Source organism: Streptomyces sp. A0958 (assembly GCF_004795035.1).
GTDB lineage: Bacteria > Actinomycetota > Actinomycetes > Streptomycetales > Streptomycetaceae > Streptomyces.
On sequence record NZ_SSBK01000002.1, the window covers coordinates 234,555 to 251,899 of the forward strand.

Genomic DNA, 17,345 nt, shown 5'->3' on the forward strand with positions numbered 1-17,345 from the left:
CGCGGGGACCATCCCCGCGCGTGCGGGGAGCAGGCGTCGTGGAACGGGCCCCACCACTCTGACCGGGGACCATCCCCGCGCGTGCGGGGAGCAGGCTGTGCGAGCTGGGGCTTTGCCTCACGGGGGTCGGGTTTCTGGCCGCTTTCGCGTAGTCCGGCATAGCTGCCTCAAGGCTCCCACGACGGGCATGCGCGGCAGCTTAAGCCAACAACCCCAGCGGCCGTACCCGTTCCGCCGGTGCGGGGCGGCCCGCCGTCGTGTCAGCGGACCGCCTCGGGTGCGTGTTGCGCCCCGTACCGCCGAACGCGGTATCACCGGACGGTTAAAGGTAGTTCCCCGGCTCGTCCAGCCACAGGCGTTGGCACGTGTCGGTGACCGTGAGGCCGAAGCGGGGCCAGTCCGGGCAGCCTTGGGTCGTCCACCAGTTGTGTGCGGCTCGTACTTCGTTCCAGAGCCGGCGAGGGCCGTGCTGCCAGACGCGGGCGGTGTCCTCGCCGTCCTGGACCAGGATGCAGGCCCAGGAGCGGTCGTTGCGGCTGTAGAACCAGTGGGGCTGGGCGCCGTTCTGTTTCTCTGCGGCGATGTACGTGCAGTCGGGTACGCGGAGGCCCAGCGCGAACGTCAGGGCGCTGAAGCGGTCGCCGGCCGCGAGGTCGGCCGGGGCGGGGCCCGATTCCACCGATGGGGGCGAGTCCGGTGGGCGGGGCGCGTACGCCTCGTGGTCGATCGGGGCCGCCCGTTGGGCTCGTAGCTTCATGAACTCGACGGGGCCCGTGAACCGACCGCTCGCACCGTTTCCCTGCTCGTCCACCCTGAGCCTGACGATCCCATCGGCGTTCGTGAAGTCCGTTCCCCACGGGGCGACGATGATTCCGCCGGGGCGGGTCTGCGTGACCCAGGCGGAGGGGAGTACCCGGACTCCGCACGTGGCGATGACCCGATCGAAGGGGCCGTGCCCGGGCGCGCCCGCGTAGCCGTCGCCGTGGATCACTTCCATCGGGGCCCCGAAGAAGTGGGCCAGGGTACGCCGTGCCCGTACGGCCACCGCCTCGTCCACTTCTACGCTGACGACGTTCTCCTCACCCACCTTGTGGGCCAGGAGGGCGGCGTTCCAGCCCGTCCCCGTACCGATCTCCAGTACGCGGCAGTAGTCGTCCACCGCGAGCGCGTCGAGCATCCGGAAGACGACGCTCGGCATGGAGGCGGACGAGGTCGACATGCGTCCCGGTTCGCCGCCCTCGTGGTCTCCGTCGTCCCACTGGGTGACGATCGGCACGTCGGCGTTCGCGTACCCACGCCACGCCTCCACGTCGTCGGTCCGCGACACGTGGACCGTCTTCCCGGTCGCCATGTCGAACGGCCACATGCTGTCCGGCAGGAACGCTTCCCGGGGTACGTGCGCGTACGCGTCCAGCCATGCCGTCTTCAGGACGCCGGCGGTTGCGAGGGCGTACCCCACCTCCTCGCGGGTGGGGTACGCCGTCGCCGTCTTCCCGCTCATGCTTCGGACACGGACTTCGGCGGGTTGGGGACGCCGGGCCCGCCGTCCGGCGTCGGCGGGTCCTGCGGGCCGGGCCACGGGGTGCCGGGCAGACCGTCCCCGCCGCCGCCGTCCGCGAAGGCCGTGGTGTTGCTCGTCGCGTTCCTCGTGTTCATCGTGTTCACCTGTTCCGTCCTCTCGATGAGTGTTGTCGTCCTCGGGGCGCGCCTCTACAAGCGGTAACGGGCGCGCATGGTGTTCGTCTCTCGCACACGTTCGCGGATGCCGTCCGGCGATCCCGTCACCTCCGGCGGGGACGGAGACGGAGACGGTCCGTCGGGGCAGATGTCCGCCCCGCACCGGCACGGAGGGAAGTCCGCGAGCGATGCGTAGCGCGTGAGGTCGGGCCCTTTCCGCAGGTCGCGGCTCGGGGTGTCTTCGCCGGCCCGGATGGTAAGCGGTCCAGGGGCCGGTGCGGTTCCATGCTCTTCGACAGGCACGCTTTTGTGTCCCTCCGTAGCGGTTTCACTACCAAGAGCACTCAGCGTGGCCTAGCCTCGCAGGGTCAGCAACGTGGCATACAGGGAGGGCATGTTGGTCAATATCAAGGAGCTGAATCCCGACAGCTCACCGCAGGCAGCCTTCGGTGCCCGTCTACGCAGCGTGCGCGAGCAACGCGGCTGGATTCAGGATCACCTCGCCTTCCTCGTCGGCTGCTCCGGAAGGCATATCTCCGCGATCGAAACTGGTCGCAAGCCGCCAACCCTGCCGTTCTCGCGCAAGGCTGACGTCGCGTTGGACCTCGTCGGTACTCCCGAATCGTTCGAGCGCGAATGGCGGCAGATGAAGCACGGCAGTCTGCTGGAGGGCTTCCCCGAGTACGTCGGGTACGAGGGTCGGGCGGTCGAGATCAGGCTGTTCGACATCGGGCTCATCCCCGGTCTGATGCAGACCCCGGAGTACGCGCGGACTGTGGCCGACGGTGATGTGCAAAGGGGGTCCATCACCGCCGAACAGGCCGAGGAGCGCGTCTCGTTCCTGATGGAGCGGCAGGCAGCGTTGGTCCGGCCACGACCACCCATGATCTTCGTCGTCATGGACGAGAGCTGCCTTCACCAGGCCGTTGGCGGTCCGAAGGTCATGGATGCCCAGCTTCAGCGGGTGGTGGAGATGGCCTCGCTCCCCAACTGGTTCGTCCACGTATCGCCGTTCGACATAGGAGCACGGAGGTCCTTCTACCTGCCCGTCAACGTGCTCACACTGGCCGATCGCTCCGTCGTCGCGTACGCGGAATCGCAGGCGCAGGGGCGCGTCGAGCGGGAATCATCGCTCGTGATGCCCATGCTCATGGCCTACCATCAACTCCAGGGCGAGGCGCTGTCTCAGGCAGCGTCAGTGGCCAAGATCAGCCAGTTGCGAAAGGGCTCCCCGTGACGACCGAATCCCCCCGTTGGTACAAGTCCTCGTACAGCGCGAACGGCGGCAACTGCATCGAGGTGGCCGCCAACCTCGCCGCCACGCGCGGGATCGTTCCCGTCCGTGACTCCAAGCAGACGAGCGGCCCCGTCCTGAACGTCTCCGCCGACGCGTTCTGCTCGTTCGTCGCGGGCGTCCGGGCCGGCACCGTCTGAGCCGGTCCGACCGTTCCAGCATCCGCCCCACCTTGCCCAGCACGGTGGGGCGTCTTGTTGCCCGTTCGGGCACTGTGTACGGGAACCCCCATCTATGCCTGCCCTCGCGGCCTACCATCGGCGCCAGTGTCGAGATGGCCGTCTGCGAAGGGGTACCCCATGACGAATGAATCCCCCCGTTGGTACAAGTCCTCGTACAGCTCGAACGGCGGCGACTGCATCGAGGTCGCCGCCAACCTCGCCGCCACGTCCGGGATCGTTCCCGTCCGTGACTCCAAGCAGGCGAACGGCCCCGTCCTGAACGTCTCCGCCGATGCCTTCTCCTCGTTCGTCGCAGGTGTCCGGGCCGGCACCGTCTGACGTCGCCCGGGCCGCGCGTAGGGTGCCCGGATGATTGTGATTCCGGAGGAGTTCGCGCGGACCACCGTCGAGCGGGAGGGCGAGGTCGGGGCCGCGTGGCTCCGAGAACTGCCCGGCATCGTGGCGGAGTTGGTCGGGCGGTGGGCGTGTGTGCCGGACGGTGAGGTCATGTACGGGGGTGTCGGGCTCATCGTTCCCGTGCGGCGGCCCGGGACTCCGGCCGCCGTGTTGAAGGTGTCCTTTCCGCATCCCGGTAATGACCATGAACCGGACGCGTTCGCCGCGTGGGGTGGGCGTGGGGCCGTCGCGCTGTACGAGAGGGACGACGCGCGGTACGCGATGCTGCTGGAGCGGGCCCGGCCGCAGACCCTGGCGGAGGTGGCGGACGGGGACGAGGTGGTGACGGTTGCCGCGCGGCTCGGGCGGCGGCTGGCCGTGCCCGCGCCGGCCGGGTTGCCCCGGCTGAGCGACCGGGCCGGGGAATGGGAGGAGGAGCTGCGGAAGGACGCCGCCGAGCTGACGCACGCGCTGCCTCGGCCGGTGCTGGAGGCCGCCCACGCGACCGTACGGGAGCTGGGCCGGGACCAGCCGGACACCCTTGTGCACGGCGACCTGCACGGCCGGAACATCCTGCGGGCCGAGCGGGAGCCGTGGCTGGCCGTCGATCCCAAGGGGTATGCGGGCGACCCGGCCTACGACGGTGGCACGTTGTTGAAGTCCCGGGCCTTCAGCCTCGCGGAAGCGGATGACCTGGGCAGGGCCGTTCACCGCATCGTGGACGTGTTCGCGGACGCCGCCGAGCTCGATCGCGAACGCGTGCGGCGCTGGGCGCAGTTGCACGCCGTGCAGGCCGCGTTCTGGGCACGGCGGCACGGGTTCCGGGTCGCGCGGGGCGGGCCGGAGCTGGAGTGGATCACCGCGTTCGCGGACCGGCTGGCGGAATTGCTCACCGACCGGCCGTAGGGCCTGACTTCGTCGGATTCGGGCGGGCGGCTCGCGCGGTCCTGCCCGAGGTGTGTTCGTGATCACAACCTCCCGGCCGGCCCGCGACCTCACGGAACAGGGGCCTCGATCGTCAGGTCGGGAGAGCGACGTCCCTTCTCGGGGCGACCAGCGGCACTTCCCCCCTCAGAAGCGGAGAAGATTCATGCGCACCGCATACCTCACGGTCACCGTCCTCGGCGTCTTCTTCAACGGCGCGGCGGCCGTGACCTACCTGATCGGCCACGAATACCCCAAGTCCCAGGCGGACATGAAGGGCATCCCTCGCAAGTACGTCCCGGTTCTGGGCATGCTGCTGGCCGCAGGCACCGTGGGACTGCTGGCCGGGCTCGCCATACCGCTCCTCGGCACCCTCGCCGCCTCCGGCCTCATCCTGTATTTCATCGGCGCGATCATCGCCCATCTGCGGGTGGGCTCCCGCAACATCGTGGGCGGGATCGTGTTCCTCGCCACGGCGGTGGCCGCACTGACGCTCGGCGTGCTCCACCACGGCGCCTGGTAGGCGGCGGGCCCCCACGGGTTCCGCTGCCTGCGCCCGTGCCCGCTGCCCGCTGCCCGCCCGCCCGTGCCCGCTGCCCGCTGCCCGCTGCCCGCTGCCCGCTGCCCGCTGCCCGCTTGACAGCATGCTGCGGCGCCCAATGGGATGGGCGGGACTCGTCGTGGGCTCACTCCACGGCGGGATCGACCGCTATGTGTCGGCTCAACGGGGGGCTGCCATGCAGGAGTTGCGTGCCGCTGATCCAAGAGTGGTCGGTGGCCGGTACCGGCTGCTCGGGCGGCTGGGCAGCGGCGGGATGGGCACCGTGTTCCTGGGGCGGTCGCCGGGCGGGCGGCTGGTCGCCGTGAAGTGCGTGCACCGGGAGCTCGCCGCCGACCCCGAGTTCCGCAGGCGCTTCATCCACGAGTCGGCGGCCGTACGGCAGGTCGGCGGGTTCCACACCGCCCAGGTCGTCGACGCCGACCCCGAGGGCGACCCGCCCTGGCTGGTCACCGCCTACAACCCCGGGCCTTCCCTGGCCGAAGCCGTCGCCGCCCACGGGCCGCTGCCCGAGTCGGCGTTGCGGGTGCTCGGCGCGGGGCTCGCCGAGGCCCTGGACGCCATCCATGCCGCCGGGCTCGTCCACCGCGACCTCAAACCGTCCAACGTCCTGCTCGCCGACGACGGTACCCGCGTCATCGACTTCGGCACCGCGCGGGCCCTGGACGGGACCGCGATCACCCGTACGCAGGTGGTCGTCGGCACCCCCGGCTACATGGCGCCCGAGCAGATCGCGGGCGGGGAGATCGGGCCCGCCTGCGACGTGTTCAGCCTCGGTCACGTCCTCGGCCACGCCGCCGGGTGCGCGCCCTTCGGGGAGGGCGGTGACGCGCAGGTGATGCTCTACCGGGTCATGCACAACGAGCCCGACCTCGCCGCCGTCCCGGAGAGCCTGCGGCCGACGATCGCCGCCTGCCTGGTCCGCGGTCCCGCGGACCGGCCGACGCCCGCCCAGCTGCTGGAGCGGTTCGCCCTGCCCGCCGACGCCGAAACGGGCGGGGGCGCGTGGCTGCCGCCGCGATTCCGGGCGGGTGCGGGCGGGGCGCCGGGCGGAGTGGGGCCGGGTGCGGGCGGGCCGGTTCGGCCCGTCGGGTCCGGTCGGGTCCGGTCCGGTCGGGTCCGGTCCGGTCGGGTCCGGTCCGGTCGGGTCCGGTCCGGTCGGGTCCGGTCCGGTCGGGTCCGGTTGGGGACTGCCCTGCCCGGCCCTGCCCGGCCCTGCCCGGCCCTGCCCGGCCCTGCCCGGCCCTGCCCGGCCCTGCCCTGCCCGGCCCTGCCCGGCCCGACCCTGCCCGACCCTGCCCGGCCCGGTCCTGTCCGGCCCGGTCCTGTCCGGACGAAACGTCTCGCCCGCCCCTGACCAGGCATTGTCAACTCCTCACCCCCGGCCGCCGGTTGACAACTCCCCCACACCCGCCGGGCTCCCGACCCAACCCGAGCCGCCCGCTCCCTTGACGTGCCCCTGACTGAATGGCTTCATGGGAGCGCACCATAGTGGGAGCGCTCCCACTTCGCAGCGATCCGCCCTTCTCCTCCCCCATCTCCTCCCCACTTCTGGAGCCGCAGTGAGAACAGCGAGACGTACAGCGAAGAGCACCGCCTCCGTCATCCTCACCGTCCTGTCCACCCTCCTCGGGTTCCTCGCCCTCGGCGGCCTCGCCCCGGCGCAGGCCGCGTCCTCCGCCGCCGCCGGTCTCCACATCAGCGACGGCCGGCTGGTCGAGGGCAACGGCAACGACTTCGTCATGCGCGGGGTCAACCACGCCCACGCCTGGTACCCGGGTGAGACCCAGTCACTGGCCGACATCAAGGCGACCGGCGCCAACACCGTCCGTGTCGTGCTGTCCGACGGCTACCGCTGGAGCAAGAACAGCCCCGAGGACGTGGCGGCCGTCATCGCCCAGTGCAAGGCCAACCGGCTCATCTGCGTACTGGAGGTGCACGACACCACCGGGTACGGGGAGGACTCCGCCGCCGGCACGCTGGACCACGCGGCCGACTACTGGATCAGCCTCAAGGACGTCCTCGCCGGCCAGCAGGACTACGTCATCATCGACATCGGCAACGAGCCCTGGGGCAACACCGACCCGGCCGGCTGGACCGCGCCCACCACCGCCGCGATCCAGAAGCTGCGCGCCGCCGGGTTCGCGCACACGATCATGATCGACGCGCCCAACTGGGGCCAGGACTGGCAGGGCGTCATGCGGGACAACGCCCAGGCGATCTACGACGCCGACTCCACCGGCAACCTCCTCTTCTCGATCCACATGTACAGCGTCTACGACACCGCCCAGAAGGTCACCGACTACCTGAACGCGTTCGTCGACGCCGGACTCCCGCTCGTCATCGGTGAGTTCGGCGGGCCCGCCGACCAGTACGGCGACCCGGACGAGGACACGATGATGGCCGACGCCGAGCAGCTCGGGCTCGGTTACATCGCCTGGTCCTGGAGCGGCAACACCGACCCCGTCCTCGACCTGACCATCGACTTCGACCCGACGCGGCTCAGCTCCTGGGGCGAGCGCGTCTTCCACGGCGCCAACGGCATCGCCCAGACCTCCCGCGAGGCCACCGTCTTCGGCGGCGCCTCCGAGGACACCGAGGCCCCGACCGCCCCCGGCACCCCGGCCGCCTCCGCCGTGACGGACACCTCCGTGACCCTGACCTGGGCCGCTTCCTCCGACAACGTTGCCGTCGCCGGGTACGACGTCGTCCGCGTCAGCGGTGCCACGGCGACCGCCGTCGCCGCCTCCGCCGGGACCAGCGTCACCGTCACCGGCCTCACGGCCGACACCGCGTACTCCTTCGCGGTCTACGCGCGCGACGCCGCCGGCAACCGTTCGGCGCGCTCGGCCGCCGTGAGCGTCACGACGGACAAGGGCCCCACCGCCCCGGCCGGCAGCTGCTCGGTGGGCTACAAGGTCGTCGGCGAGTGGCCGGGCGGCTTCCAGGGCGAGATCACCATCCGCAACACCGGCACCGCGGCCATCGACGGCTGGACGCTCGGATTCGCCTTCGCCAACGGCCAGACCATCACCAACATGTGGGGCGGAACGCCGACCCAGACCGGCGGTTCGGTGAGCGTCGTGCCGGCCTCGTACACCTCCGCGATCGCCGCGAACGGCTCGGTGACCGTCGGCTTCACCGGCAACCAGAACGGTACGAACGCCGCGCCGGCCGCGTTCACCCTCAGCGGCGCCGCCTGCACCGCGGGCTGAGTCGACACCGTGCCTCCGTAGAGCCGCGGCGCTACGGAGGCACGCACGTCGGCAGAGCCGCGGCGCTGCGGAGGCACGCGCGTCGGCCGTCAGTCGGTGACAGTGACGGTGACGGTCGTGGTGGCGCACTCGTACGTCAGGAACGCCGCCCCGCTGCCCAGAACCGTATGGTCCGTGAGGGACCAGGCCATCGGGTCGAACGTGGCCTTCCGCCCGAACAGCGGGATGCCCGCGCCGATCGTCGTCGGGCTCAGCTTCATGATCAGCGTGTCGATCTCCGGGTAGAGGGCACCGGCCAGTTCGCCGCCGCCGACCAGCCAGAGGTCCTTGCCGTCCTCCTGCTTCAGCTCCCGCACCTTCGCGACCGGGTCGCCCGCGACGATCTCCACGGCGGGGTCGGGGCTCTCGCCCAGGGTGCGGGAGAACACCAGGTGCCGCAGATGCGGGTAGGCGTCCGTGACTCCGGCGTCGAGACCCACCTCGTACGACCGCCGGCCTTCGAGGACCGTGTCGAAGTGCGTGCCCTCCGCCGTGACGGAGAGCGCGGCCCGTGCCGGGCCGGGCAGGGTCTCCGGGTACGTGGCGATCAGGTGCCCCAGGTAGTCATCCGGAATGGGCCAGAAGCCGTCCGGTCCGGTGGGATCGGAGCCGTCCGGGCCTGCGATGAAGCCGTCGAGGGTGGCGGCGATGAAGTACACGAGCTTGCGCACGTACGGCCTTTCGTCCGGTGGCGGCCTCCGCGCGTCGGGGCCGTCGGCCGCCATGGTCGGCGAGGCGTTCCGGACGCGCAACGGGAATCACGCCCTCCGGGGCCGAAGGCCAGGTCCTACGGGGTGTCCCGGACCACCGCGTACAGCGCCGGGGCGATCACCGCGAACACGCGGTAGGCCAGGTCGGCCGGGGACTCGGCGCCGCCGCCGGCGCTCCGGCGGTGCAGTCCGGTCCGCGTTCTCCCCGTCCCGTTGGACCAGCCTCCTCCGACAGGTCCCAACCCACCGGGATTTGGATAGAGTGCCGTGTCTGCAGCAGCGCACATTTACGTGGACAAGCCCCCCAGGGGGCGGCAGGTCTGCGTCACCACGGGTACGGGGCACATGGCGCTCATGACGTACCAGGGCCGCTCCCCCGAGGACTCGCCCAGCGACTACATCACGATCGGCATGACGGTCCGGCGCAACGCGGCCGGCTGGACCCGCCGGGCCGCTGGGCCGCCGGGCTCAGGGTGTGCGGCGGGTGCCGGCGCGGCGGGCCCGTACGTAGAAGGCGCAGGCCGCCGCCGCCGCGAGGACCAGCACCACCGACCAGACGGCGGCCCGGCCGCCGTGGTCGTAGAGCGCCGAGCCGGCCAGGAACACCAGGGCGGGGACGAATTGGAGGACGACCCACAGGGCGAACAGGCCGACGGCCACCCGCAGGATGAACCCGATGCCCGGATTCTTCCGGCTGCGCAACTCCGCCTGCAGCCGGGCGATCTCCTCGGTCATGCGGGCCTGGGAGGCTTCCAAGGCGGCCAGGCGGGCGTCGGTGTCGGGGGTCTCGTGAGAGGCGTCGTAGGGGCCGTTCATGGTCATGACTCTAGGCGGTGCGGAGTGTGTCGGGCTCGTACGTGGAGCGCGGTCTCGGGAACGTCGCTGCCTTCAGCTCGACCGCGGGGTCCGAGATCGCGGTCGGCATCGACGATCGGCGCACTGCGGCGGGCTGACCCGTCGAGTCCCTTCGGCGCTTGCGGAACGGGCCCCCGGGGCCGGCGCCCCCGTAAGCCTCAGCCCGTGATCAGCCGCTGGAGCGCCGGGGCGTAGAGGTCCGCGATGTGCTCCGGGGTCGCCTGCGCGCCCGCGCCCTCGCGGTGGAGGCTCAACGTCGCTCCCAGCCCCAGCAGGTGGCCGGCCAGGAGCTCCGCGCGCAGGGCGCGGTCCGTGCCGGGGAGGCGGGCGGTGAGCGCGTCGGTGACCTGTTCGTGGAAGCGGTCGCGCAGCAGGGAGCGTTCGTCCTGGTTGCCGAGGGAGAAGACGACGCGCAGCAGCGGGTCCGACTGGGCCGCGCGGCGGCGGGTCACCAGGGTGACGACCATGTGGCGGCCCAGTACGTCGAGCGGGGCGTCGAAGAGTTCGGCGGCGGCCGGGCCGAAGTCGGCCACGGTGTTGAAGAGTTCTTCCTTGCGGCCGAAGTGCTTGACCACGAGGGACGGGCTCACCCCGGCGTCGGCCGCGATCCGGCGGATCGTCACCTCCGCGTACGGGCGCTGGGTGAACGCCCGCCGGGCCGCACGCAGGATGGCGCCCCGCCCCGTGCCGGTGTCCGTGGCCGGGGTCGCCGTGGTGGCCTGGCCGCCGGTCATGCGCCCTCCTGGATTCCTGCCGTCCGCGCACCGCCCTTCCGGGTGCCCGGCGCCTTGCGGCTCCCCTCGACCGTACCCGCCCCGGACGGCTTCCGGCCCGGCAGGAACAGCGTGACGGCCAGGGCGGCGAGTGCCGCGCCCGCCGCGATCACGAAGACCAGCTGGTACGCGTGGAGGGTCGGGGCGGTCCTGCCCCCGGCCTGGAAGGTGATGTTGGCCAGGACGGCGGCGACCGTGGCGCTGCAGAAGGCCTGGCCGATCGAGCGCATGAGGGTGTTCAGACCGTTGGCCGCCCCGGTCTCACTGACCGGGACTCCGCGCATCACGAGGGCGGGCAGCGCCGAGTACGCGATGGCCGTGCCGGAGGCGACGACCGTGGCGCCCACGATGATGAGCCAGAGGCTGTGGCTGGTGAAGTACCGCACCCCGTAACCGGCGGCGATGATTCCGGCCGCCAGCGCAAGGCTGACCTTGGGGCCGTGCTTGGCGGATATCCGGGCGGAGACGGGCGAGAGCGCCACCATCGACACGCCGCCCGGCAGCAGGCACAGTCCGCTGACGACGAGCGAGGCGCCGAGCCCGTAGCCGGTGGCCTTCGGCTCCTGCACCATCTGGGCGGTGACCAGCGAGTTCGCGTAGAAGGCGAAGCCGATCAGGAGGGCGGCGATGTTGGTGAGCAGGACGGCCGGGCGGGCGGAGATCCGCAGGTCGACCATGGGCGTCGTGACGCGCAGCTCGTACGCCCCCCACACCAGCGCCACCACCACGGCCCCCACGAGCAGGCCCAGGGTCCGGCCCGAGGTCCAGCCCCAGTCGCCGCCCTGCGTCACCGCGAGCAGCAGGCAGACCAGCGCGCCGGACAGGCCGAGGGCGCCGAGCGCGTCGAAGCGGCCGCGGGTGCGCAGCGGGGACTCCGGGACGAACGCCAGCACGAGCACGATGTCGATGAGGCCGATAACGCCGGAGACCCAGAACATGGCGTGCCAGTTGAAGTTCTCCACGACGAGCGCGGCGATCGGCAGGCCGACGGCGGCGCCGATGCCGAGGGTGGAGCTCATCAGGGCGACGGCGGACAGGACGCGCTCGGGCGGCAGTTCGTCGCGCAGGATGCTGATGCCCAGCGGTACGACGGCGATGGCGGCGCCCTGGAGGGCGCGGCCGGTGATCAGCACGCCGATGTGGGAGCTCGCCCCGCAGAGCACCGAGCCCACCACCAGGACGGCGAGTGAGGCGACGAGCACCCGCCGCTTGCCGTACATGTCGCCGACCCGGCCGAGGACCGGGGTGAAGACCGCGCCGGTGAGCAGGGTGACGGTGACCAGCCAGCTCGCGGCGGCCGGGGTGGCGCCGGTCAGTGCGGGGATGTGCGGGAGCAGGGGGACGACGATCGTCTGCATGACCGCGACGACGACCCCGCAGAAGGCCAGCACGCCCACCGCGAAGCGCGGGTGCGGGGCCTGGACCGCGGGGGTCGTGGGGGCGGCGGGGGCGGGTATGTCCGCGGGCATGTTTCTCCGTTGCGGTGGTCGACTACGGGGATGGGTGCAGGGGTGCACAGCTGTTCACCTTCAGGGTAAACGCCTGTGCACCCCCTCGGCGACGGGAGGCCGGAAGCCCGGGTTAGCCTCGATCCGGGCGCCGGTGCGGCGCTGGGCGCGGGGCGCGACGGAGTGCGCCCGGCGCGCCCCATGACGTTGACGAAGGCGGAGGTGGCTGCGATGGCGAAGGTGCCGGCAGCGGCGGTGGCGGCGGGCGGACTGGTCGGCGGTTACGCCGTCGCGCGGTGGACCCGCAAGCGGCCGCTGGGCGGGGTCGCGCTCGCGGCGGCGGGCGGCGTGGCCGCGTACGAGTGGAACCGGCAGGCGGGCCCCCGCGCGGCCGTCGCCCTGACCACCGCCTACGTGGCCGCCTTCGCGGGCTCGCACCCGCTGGCCAAGAAGGTCGGCGCCTGGCCCGCCGTGTTCACCGTGGCGGGCACCGTGGCCGCCGCGTCCTGGGCGGTCACCCGCCGATCCGCCTGAGCGAAGCCCTCCTCATGGCCCGGGCCCGGCCCCGGGCCATGAGGGACGCCCCCCCCACAGCGCCCACGACACCGTGTCCCGGGTCTCCGGGCCATGGCGACGCGCTCACCCCCACAGCGCCCACGACACCGTGTCCCGGGTCTCCGGGCCATGGCGACGCGCTCACCCCCACAGCGCCCACGACACCGTGTAGATCGCCAGGCCCGCCAGCGCGCCCACCACCGTGCCGTTGATCCGGATGAACTGCAGGTCACGCCCGATGTGCGCCTCGATCTTCCGCGAGGTCTGGTCCGCGTCCCAGCCGGCCACCGTGTCGCTGATCAGCGACGTGATCTCCGCCCGGTACGTCGTCACGACATACACCGCCGCGTCCTCCAGCCAGCCCTCCAGCTTCGCCTGGAGCCGGTCGTCCGTGGCCAGCCGGGCGCCCAGCGACATCAGGGACGCCCGCGCCCGCAGCCGCAGCTCGCTCTGCTCGTCCTGGGCCGCCGCGATCACCATCGCGCGCACGGACGCCCAGGCCGAGGCGATGACGTCCTGGACCTCGCCGCGCCCCAGGATCTCCGACTTCAGCCGCTCCACCCGGTCCCGGGTCTCCGAGTCGGTCTGCAGGTCGGCCGCGAAGTCCGACAGGAACGTGTCGATCGAGCCGCGCGCCGGGTGCCCCGGCATGTCCCGCATCTCGGTGATGAAGCGCAGCAGCTCCTTGTAGACCCGCTCACCGACCCGTTTGTCGACGAACCGGGGCGTCCACCCCGGCGCGCCGCCCTGCACCGCGTCCATCACCGAGTCGCCGTGCAGGACGAGCCAGTCGTGCGCCCGGGCACAGACCAGGTCCACGAGCTTGCGGTGGCCGCCGTCCGCGACGACCTTCTCCAGCATCTTGCCGAGGCCGGGGCCGACCTCCGCCGCGTTCGCCCGCCGGGTGATCGCCTCACCGACCACGGCCTGCACGTCCGCGTCCCGCAGGACCGTCAGCGCCCCGCGCAGCGCGGTCGCCAGCTCGGCCGTGACCCGGTCCGCGTGGGCCGGCTCCGCGAGCCACGCACCGACCCGGCCGCCGATGCCCAGCGAGTGAATCCGGTCACGTACGACGCCCCCGGAGAGAAAGTTCTCGCCGACGAAGGAACCGAGCGAGGCCCCGAGCTGGTCCTTCTTGGTGGGAATGATGGCGGTGTGCGGAATCGGCAGACCGAGCGGACGCTTGAAGAGGGCCGTGACGGCGAACCAGTCGGCCAGCGCACCCACCATGCCCGCCTCGGCGGCCGCCGCGACGAAGCCCGGCCAGCCGCTCACGCCCTCGTTCTTCGCCCAGGTGGCGAGGACGTACACGAGCGCGACCAGCAGAAGGAGGCCGGTGGCCGTGGTCTTCATACGCCGTACGCCGCGACGCTTCTCCTCGTCCGCGGCGGTGTACGCGAACGAGGCGAGGCCCCCGGGCCGCTCCCGCGCGCCCGCGCCCCGCGCCTGTCCGCCGGGCCCCGGGGGCAGTTCGCCCCGCTCGGTCCGCCCGGCACCGTCGTTCCGTTCCATCCGCTCCACCCGTCCGCGTAGGCGTCGCCCCCGGCGCCCCGTACGCATTGTCCCTGCCTGATCTACTCCTGGGCCGCATGCCTGGTTCCCCGCGCCCTGCCGCATCATGGGAACCGGGACGCTCCCAGGACCTCCCTCCCTCCCTCCCTCCTTCCTTCCTCCTCCTTCCTTCTGCCCGCTAGGAGACACACCGCCGATGCCCAGGCGCCAGGGGTACGCCCTGCTCATAGCCCTTGTGGCGGGCACCGCCACGCTCGCCGCCGCCGTGGCGTTCGCCGGTTCCCTGCTGTTCTCCGGGCCCCGGGCGACGGCGGCCGGCGCCACGGCCCCGCAGGGCGTGGCCACCCCGGCCGCACCGGCGCACTCCTCCGGCCTCTGGCTCGCCACCTGGGCGGCGGCGCCGGTCCTCGGGGTGAACGACCCGGCCCAGGCCCGGGACCAGAGCCGGCGCACCATCCGCAACGTCGTGCACACCAGCATCGGCGGCAAGGAGGCCCGCCTCACCCTGTCCAACCTGTTCGGTACGCGCCCGCTGCTCATCGACCACGTCACCGTGGACACCCGCCCGGTGACGTTCGACGGCGCCTCGTCGGTCACGGTCCCGGCGGGCCGGCAGAGCGTCAGCGACGCCGTCGTCGTCCCGGTCGCCGCAGACTCCGACCTCGTGGTGACGCTGCGCACCCCGACCGCCCAGGGCCCGGTCACCTCGCACCCCAACAGCCACCAGACCTCCTACACCGAGGACGAGCAGGGCACCTGGAGCACCACGCAGTGGCGCTACCTCACCGGCGTGGACGTGCGGGGCGGCGCCGCGACCGCGACGCTCGTCGCGTTCGGCGACTCGCTCACCGCCGGTACGGGCTCCACCACGGACGCGAACACCCGCTGGCCCGACACCGTCGCCGACCGGCTGCGCGGCCGGTACGCGGTGGTCAACCAGGGCATCGGCGGCAACCGCCTCCTGCGCGACGGCATCGGCCCGCGCGCCCTCGACCGCTTCGAACGCGACGTCCTCGGCGTCTCCGGCGTGAAGACGGTCGTCATCGCGCTCGGCATCAACGACGTCCAGGCGTTCCCGCGGGAGACCGACGCCATGCGGATCACCGGCGCCCTGCGCACCCTCACCGAGCGGGCCCACGCGCGCGGCCTGCGGGTCGTCGGCGCGACCCTCATGCCGTACCGGGGCACCCGCAACTGGACGCCCACGCAGAACGCGGTGCGTGAGCGCGTCAACACCGAGATCCGGGCGGGCGGCGTCTTCGACGAGGTCCTCGACTTCGACCGCTCGCTGCGCGACCCGGCCCACCCGCAGCGGCTGCGGGCCGCCTACGACTCCGGCGACCACCTGCACCTGAACGACGCCGGGTACGCGCGCCTGGGGGCGCTGATGGACGTCGACGCGCTGCTCGGGACCAAGACCCGGGCCACGACCGACGCGCTCTGACACCGGGGCGGGGGCGGCGGGGGCCCTACCGTCCGCCGCGCCCGTCGCCCTTCTCCAGCCGGCCGCGCTCACACTCCGCCTCGCGCAGCCGCTGCTTCTCCGCCTTGCTGCGCTTGTGCTCCACGCCGACGCCGCCCATCAGCGCGAAACCGGTGATCCGGACCCGGGGCGCGTCCGGCGCGGGGACCGCGTCGTCCTTGGCCTGCTCCCCGAAGCCGCCCATGATGCCGATGCCCCGGACGTCCACGTTGAGGTCCGGGGGGACCGTCACATGGATGCCGCCCATGATCGTGAAGCAGCGGATGACGACCTCGCGGTCCTCGAAGTTCGCCTCGCGCAGATCGATGTCGCCGCCGCCCCACATGGCGAACGCGGTGAAGACCCGGCCGACCGTCCAGTTGCCCCGGCGGCGGAACCCGCCCCAGAACGCGAAGGCACCGCCCGAGGTGGCCGGCCTGCCGATCCGCTCCGGCCAACGGGCCGCCGAACCCGACCGGGGCTGCACGGCGGCCGGCGCCGACGACGAACCGGCCCTCGGAAGGTCACGGACGAGCGGCTCCAACTCCCCGTGCGTACGGGCCTTGTACGCACGGTCGAGGCGCTGGTCGAACTCCTCCATCTCCAGCCGGCCCTCGGCCACCGCCTCGCGCAGGATCTCGGCAATACGTTCACGCTCCGCGTCGGAGGCCCGCATCTCCGGAAGTTCGCTTGTCATACCGAGCAGCCTATTGAACGCGCATGCTCACGTCACCGGCCTACAGGGCGGTAGCCGACGCGTACATCTTCGCGATCACCGCCTCGATGTCCGGCTCCCGCACCGAGAGATCCACCAGCGGGTAATCCGCGGCGATCCGTGCCACCAGCGGCGCCGCCGACGCCGACGCGGGGAACGCCAGCCACTGCCGCGGACCCTCCACCTTCACCGTCCGCACCGACGGCTCCGACTCCAGCCGGATCGGCGGGAGTTCACGCTCCAGGTCCACCACCAGCGTCCGCTCGCTCTCCCCCACCTCGTGCAGCCCGGCCAGCGCACCGTCGTACATCAGCCGGCCGTGGTCGATCACCATCACCCGCCGGCACAACTGCTCGATGTCCGTGAGGTCATGGGTCGTCAGCAGCACCGTCGTCCCGCGCTCCGCGTTCAAGTCCCGCAGGAAACCCCGCACCTTGGCCTTGGACACCACGTCGAGGCCGATCGTCGGCTCGTCCAGGTACAGCACCTCCGGGTCGTGCAGGAGCGCCGCCGCGATGTCGCCGCGCATCCGCTGCCCCAACGACAACTGCCGTACCGGTACGTCCAGCAGCTCGCCCAGGTCCAGGAGTTCGACGCACCGGTCCATGTTGGCGCGGAACCGGGCGTCGGGCACCCGGTACATCCGGTGCATCAGCCGGTACGAGTCGCGCAGCGGCAGGTCCCACCACAGCGTCGTGCGCTGCCCGAAGACCACGCCGATCCGGTGCGCCAGCCTCGTACGCTCCCGCGAGGGGTCGATGCCCGCCACCCGCAGCGAACCGCCGCTCGGGGTGAGGATGCCGGTCAGCATCTTGATCGTCGTCGACTTCCCGGCTCCGTTCGGCCCGATGTAGCCGACCATCTCGCCGCGCTCCACCCGGAAGCTGATCCCGTCGACCGCCCGCACCTGGCGGCGCTCGCCGCGCAGGAAACCCGTCCTGCGGCGGACGTCGAAGACCTTCTCCAGGCGGTCGAGTTCGATGAAGGCCGTCCCGGTCCCCCTGTCCGCGCCCGTCTCCGTGCTCATGCCGCTGCCCCTTCCCGCCCGTT

19 protein-coding genes are annotated in these 17,345 nt (G+C 72.2%); 9 read left to right on the top strand and 10 right to left on the bottom strand.

All coding sequences use genetic code 11. From position 1 onward, the window contains the following. Window positions 1–322: 322 nt before the first annotated feature. A complete protein-coding gene (locus E6P78_RS03110; protein WP_136201925.1) occupies window positions 323–1,501 on the bottom strand; it encodes a methyltransferase domain-containing protein in 1,179 nt (392 codons plus the stop codon). Further along, on the bottom strand, window positions 1,498–1,656 hold the full coding sequence (locus E6P78_RS32640) for a hypothetical protein (RefSeq protein WP_168712547.1): 159 nt from the start codon (window positions 1,654–1,656) through the stop codon (window positions 1,498–1,500). Before E6P78_RS32640 ends, E6P78_RS03110 begins: the two co-directional genes overlap by 4 nt. 418 nt (window positions 1,657–2,074) lie before the next feature. Between E6P78_RS32640 and E6P78_RS03115 the strand changes: the two genes are divergently transcribed. The 7 genes from E6P78_RS03115 (at window position 2,075) to E6P78_RS03145 (ending at window position 8,226) form a co-directional block, all read left to right on the top strand. Further along, window positions 2,075–2,914, top strand: coding sequence for a helix-turn-helix transcriptional regulator (locus tag E6P78_RS03115; protein ID WP_136202054.1), 840 nt, complete (start codon window positions 2,075–2,077; stop codon window positions 2,912–2,914). Next, a complete protein-coding gene (locus E6P78_RS03120) occupies window positions 2,911–3,111 on the top strand; it encodes a DUF397 domain-containing protein (RefSeq protein ID WP_136201926.1) in 201 nt (66 codons plus the stop codon). Before E6P78_RS03115 ends, E6P78_RS03120 begins: the two co-directional genes overlap by 4 nt. Before the next feature lie 159 nt (window positions 3,112–3,270). Beyond that, window positions 3,271–3,471: a DUF397 domain-containing protein gene (locus E6P78_RS03125; protein WP_136201927.1), complete on the top strand. Its 201-nt coding sequence runs from the start codon at window positions 3,271–3,273 to the stop codon at window positions 3,469–3,471. A gap of 30 nt (window positions 3,472–3,501) precedes the next feature. Continuing rightward, window positions 3,502–4,434, top strand: a complete 933-nt coding sequence (locus tag E6P78_RS03130) for an aminoglycoside phosphotransferase family protein (protein ID WP_136201928.1) — start codon at window positions 3,502–3,504, stop codon at window positions 4,432–4,434. 184 nt (window positions 4,435–4,618) lie between these two features. Continuing rightward, entirely contained in the window at window positions 4,619–4,975 is a 357-nt protein-coding gene (locus tag E6P78_RS03135; RefSeq protein WP_136201929.1) for a DoxX family protein, read from the top strand. 214 nt (window positions 4,976–5,189) lie between these two features. Next, on the top strand, window positions 5,190–6,368 hold the full coding sequence (locus E6P78_RS03140; protein ID WP_346765548.1) for a protein kinase: 1,179 nt from the start codon (window positions 5,190–5,192) through the stop codon (window positions 6,366–6,368). A gap of 205 nt (window positions 6,369–6,573) precedes the next feature. Further along, window positions 6,574–8,226, top strand: a complete 1,653-nt coding sequence (locus E6P78_RS03145) for a cellulase family glycosylhydrolase (RefSeq protein ID WP_136201930.1) — start codon at window positions 6,574–6,576, stop codon at window positions 8,224–8,226. Window positions 8,227–8,315: 89 nt separating this feature from the next. On the opposite strand, the gene E6P78_RS03150 is transcribed toward E6P78_RS03145, so the two are convergent. The 5 genes from E6P78_RS03150 to E6P78_RS03165 all read right to left on the bottom strand — a co-directional run bounded on the left by E6P78_RS03150 (window position 8,316) and on the right by E6P78_RS03165 (window position 12,072). After that, complete coding sequence (locus E6P78_RS03150) at window positions 8,316–8,936, bottom strand: dihydrofolate reductase family protein (protein ID WP_136201931.1); 621 nt, start codon at window positions 8,934–8,936, stop codon at window positions 8,316–8,318. A 116-nt stretch (window positions 8,937–9,052) separates the two neighbouring features. Continuing rightward, on the bottom strand, window positions 9,053–9,217 hold the full coding sequence (locus E6P78_RS32645; RefSeq protein WP_168712535.1) for a hypothetical protein: 165 nt from the start codon (window positions 9,215–9,217) through the stop codon (window positions 9,053–9,055). Between the two features lie 226 nt (window positions 9,218–9,443). Then, window positions 9,444–9,791 (bottom strand): hypothetical protein, encoded by a 348-nt coding sequence (locus E6P78_RS32650; RefSeq protein WP_168712536.1) that lies wholly within the window; start codon window positions 9,789–9,791, stop codon window positions 9,444–9,446. A 197-nt stretch (window positions 9,792–9,988) separates the two neighbouring features. Beyond that, window positions 9,989–10,564 carry a TetR/AcrR family transcriptional regulator gene (locus E6P78_RS03160; RefSeq protein WP_136201933.1) on the bottom strand — a complete coding sequence of 192 codons (576 nt, stop codon included), beginning with the start codon at window positions 10,562–10,564 and terminating at the stop codon, window positions 9,989–9,991. After that, window positions 10,561–12,072, bottom strand: coding sequence for an MFS transporter (locus tag E6P78_RS03165; RefSeq protein WP_136201934.1), 1,512 nt, complete (start codon window positions 12,070–12,072; stop codon window positions 10,561–10,563). The genes E6P78_RS03160 and E6P78_RS03165 overlap by 4 nt, the downstream gene beginning before the upstream one ends. A 180-nt stretch (window positions 12,073–12,252) precedes the next feature. Here E6P78_RS03165 and E6P78_RS03170 point away from each other — a divergent pair, with 180 nt between their 5' ends. Further along, entirely contained in the window at window positions 12,253–12,585 is a 333-nt protein-coding gene (locus E6P78_RS03170) for a hypothetical protein (RefSeq protein WP_136201935.1), read from the top strand. Between the two features lie 162 nt (window positions 12,586–12,747). Here E6P78_RS03170 and E6P78_RS03175 read toward each other — a convergent pair whose 3' ends face one another. Next, the gene (locus E6P78_RS03175) at window positions 12,748–14,118 is read right to left on the bottom strand and encodes a DUF445 domain-containing protein (protein ID WP_240799023.1); all 1,371 of its coding nucleotides are present in this window, start codon (window positions 14,116–14,118) and stop codon (window positions 12,748–12,750) included. Between the two features lie 196 nt (window positions 14,119–14,314). Between E6P78_RS03175 and E6P78_RS03180 the strand changes: the two genes are divergently transcribed. Next, window positions 14,315–15,562, top strand: coding sequence for an SGNH/GDSL hydrolase family protein (locus tag E6P78_RS03180; RefSeq protein ID WP_136201936.1), 1,248 nt, complete (start codon window positions 14,315–14,317; stop codon window positions 15,560–15,562). A gap of 25 nt (window positions 15,563–15,587) precedes the next feature. Here E6P78_RS03180 and E6P78_RS03185 read toward each other — a convergent pair whose 3' ends face one another. Together E6P78_RS03185 and E6P78_RS03190 are read right to left on the bottom strand one after the other, a co-directional pair. Further along, a complete protein-coding gene (locus E6P78_RS03185; RefSeq protein ID WP_168712552.1) occupies window positions 15,588–16,256 on the bottom strand; it encodes a DUF1707 domain-containing protein in 669 nt (222 codons plus the stop codon). 61 nt (window positions 16,257–16,317) lie between these two features. Next, on the bottom strand, window positions 16,318–17,322 hold the full coding sequence (locus E6P78_RS03190; RefSeq protein ID WP_136201938.1) for an ATP-binding cassette domain-containing protein: 1,005 nt from the start codon (window positions 17,320–17,322) through the stop codon (window positions 16,318–16,320). Window positions 17,323–17,345: the final 23 nt, after the last annotated feature.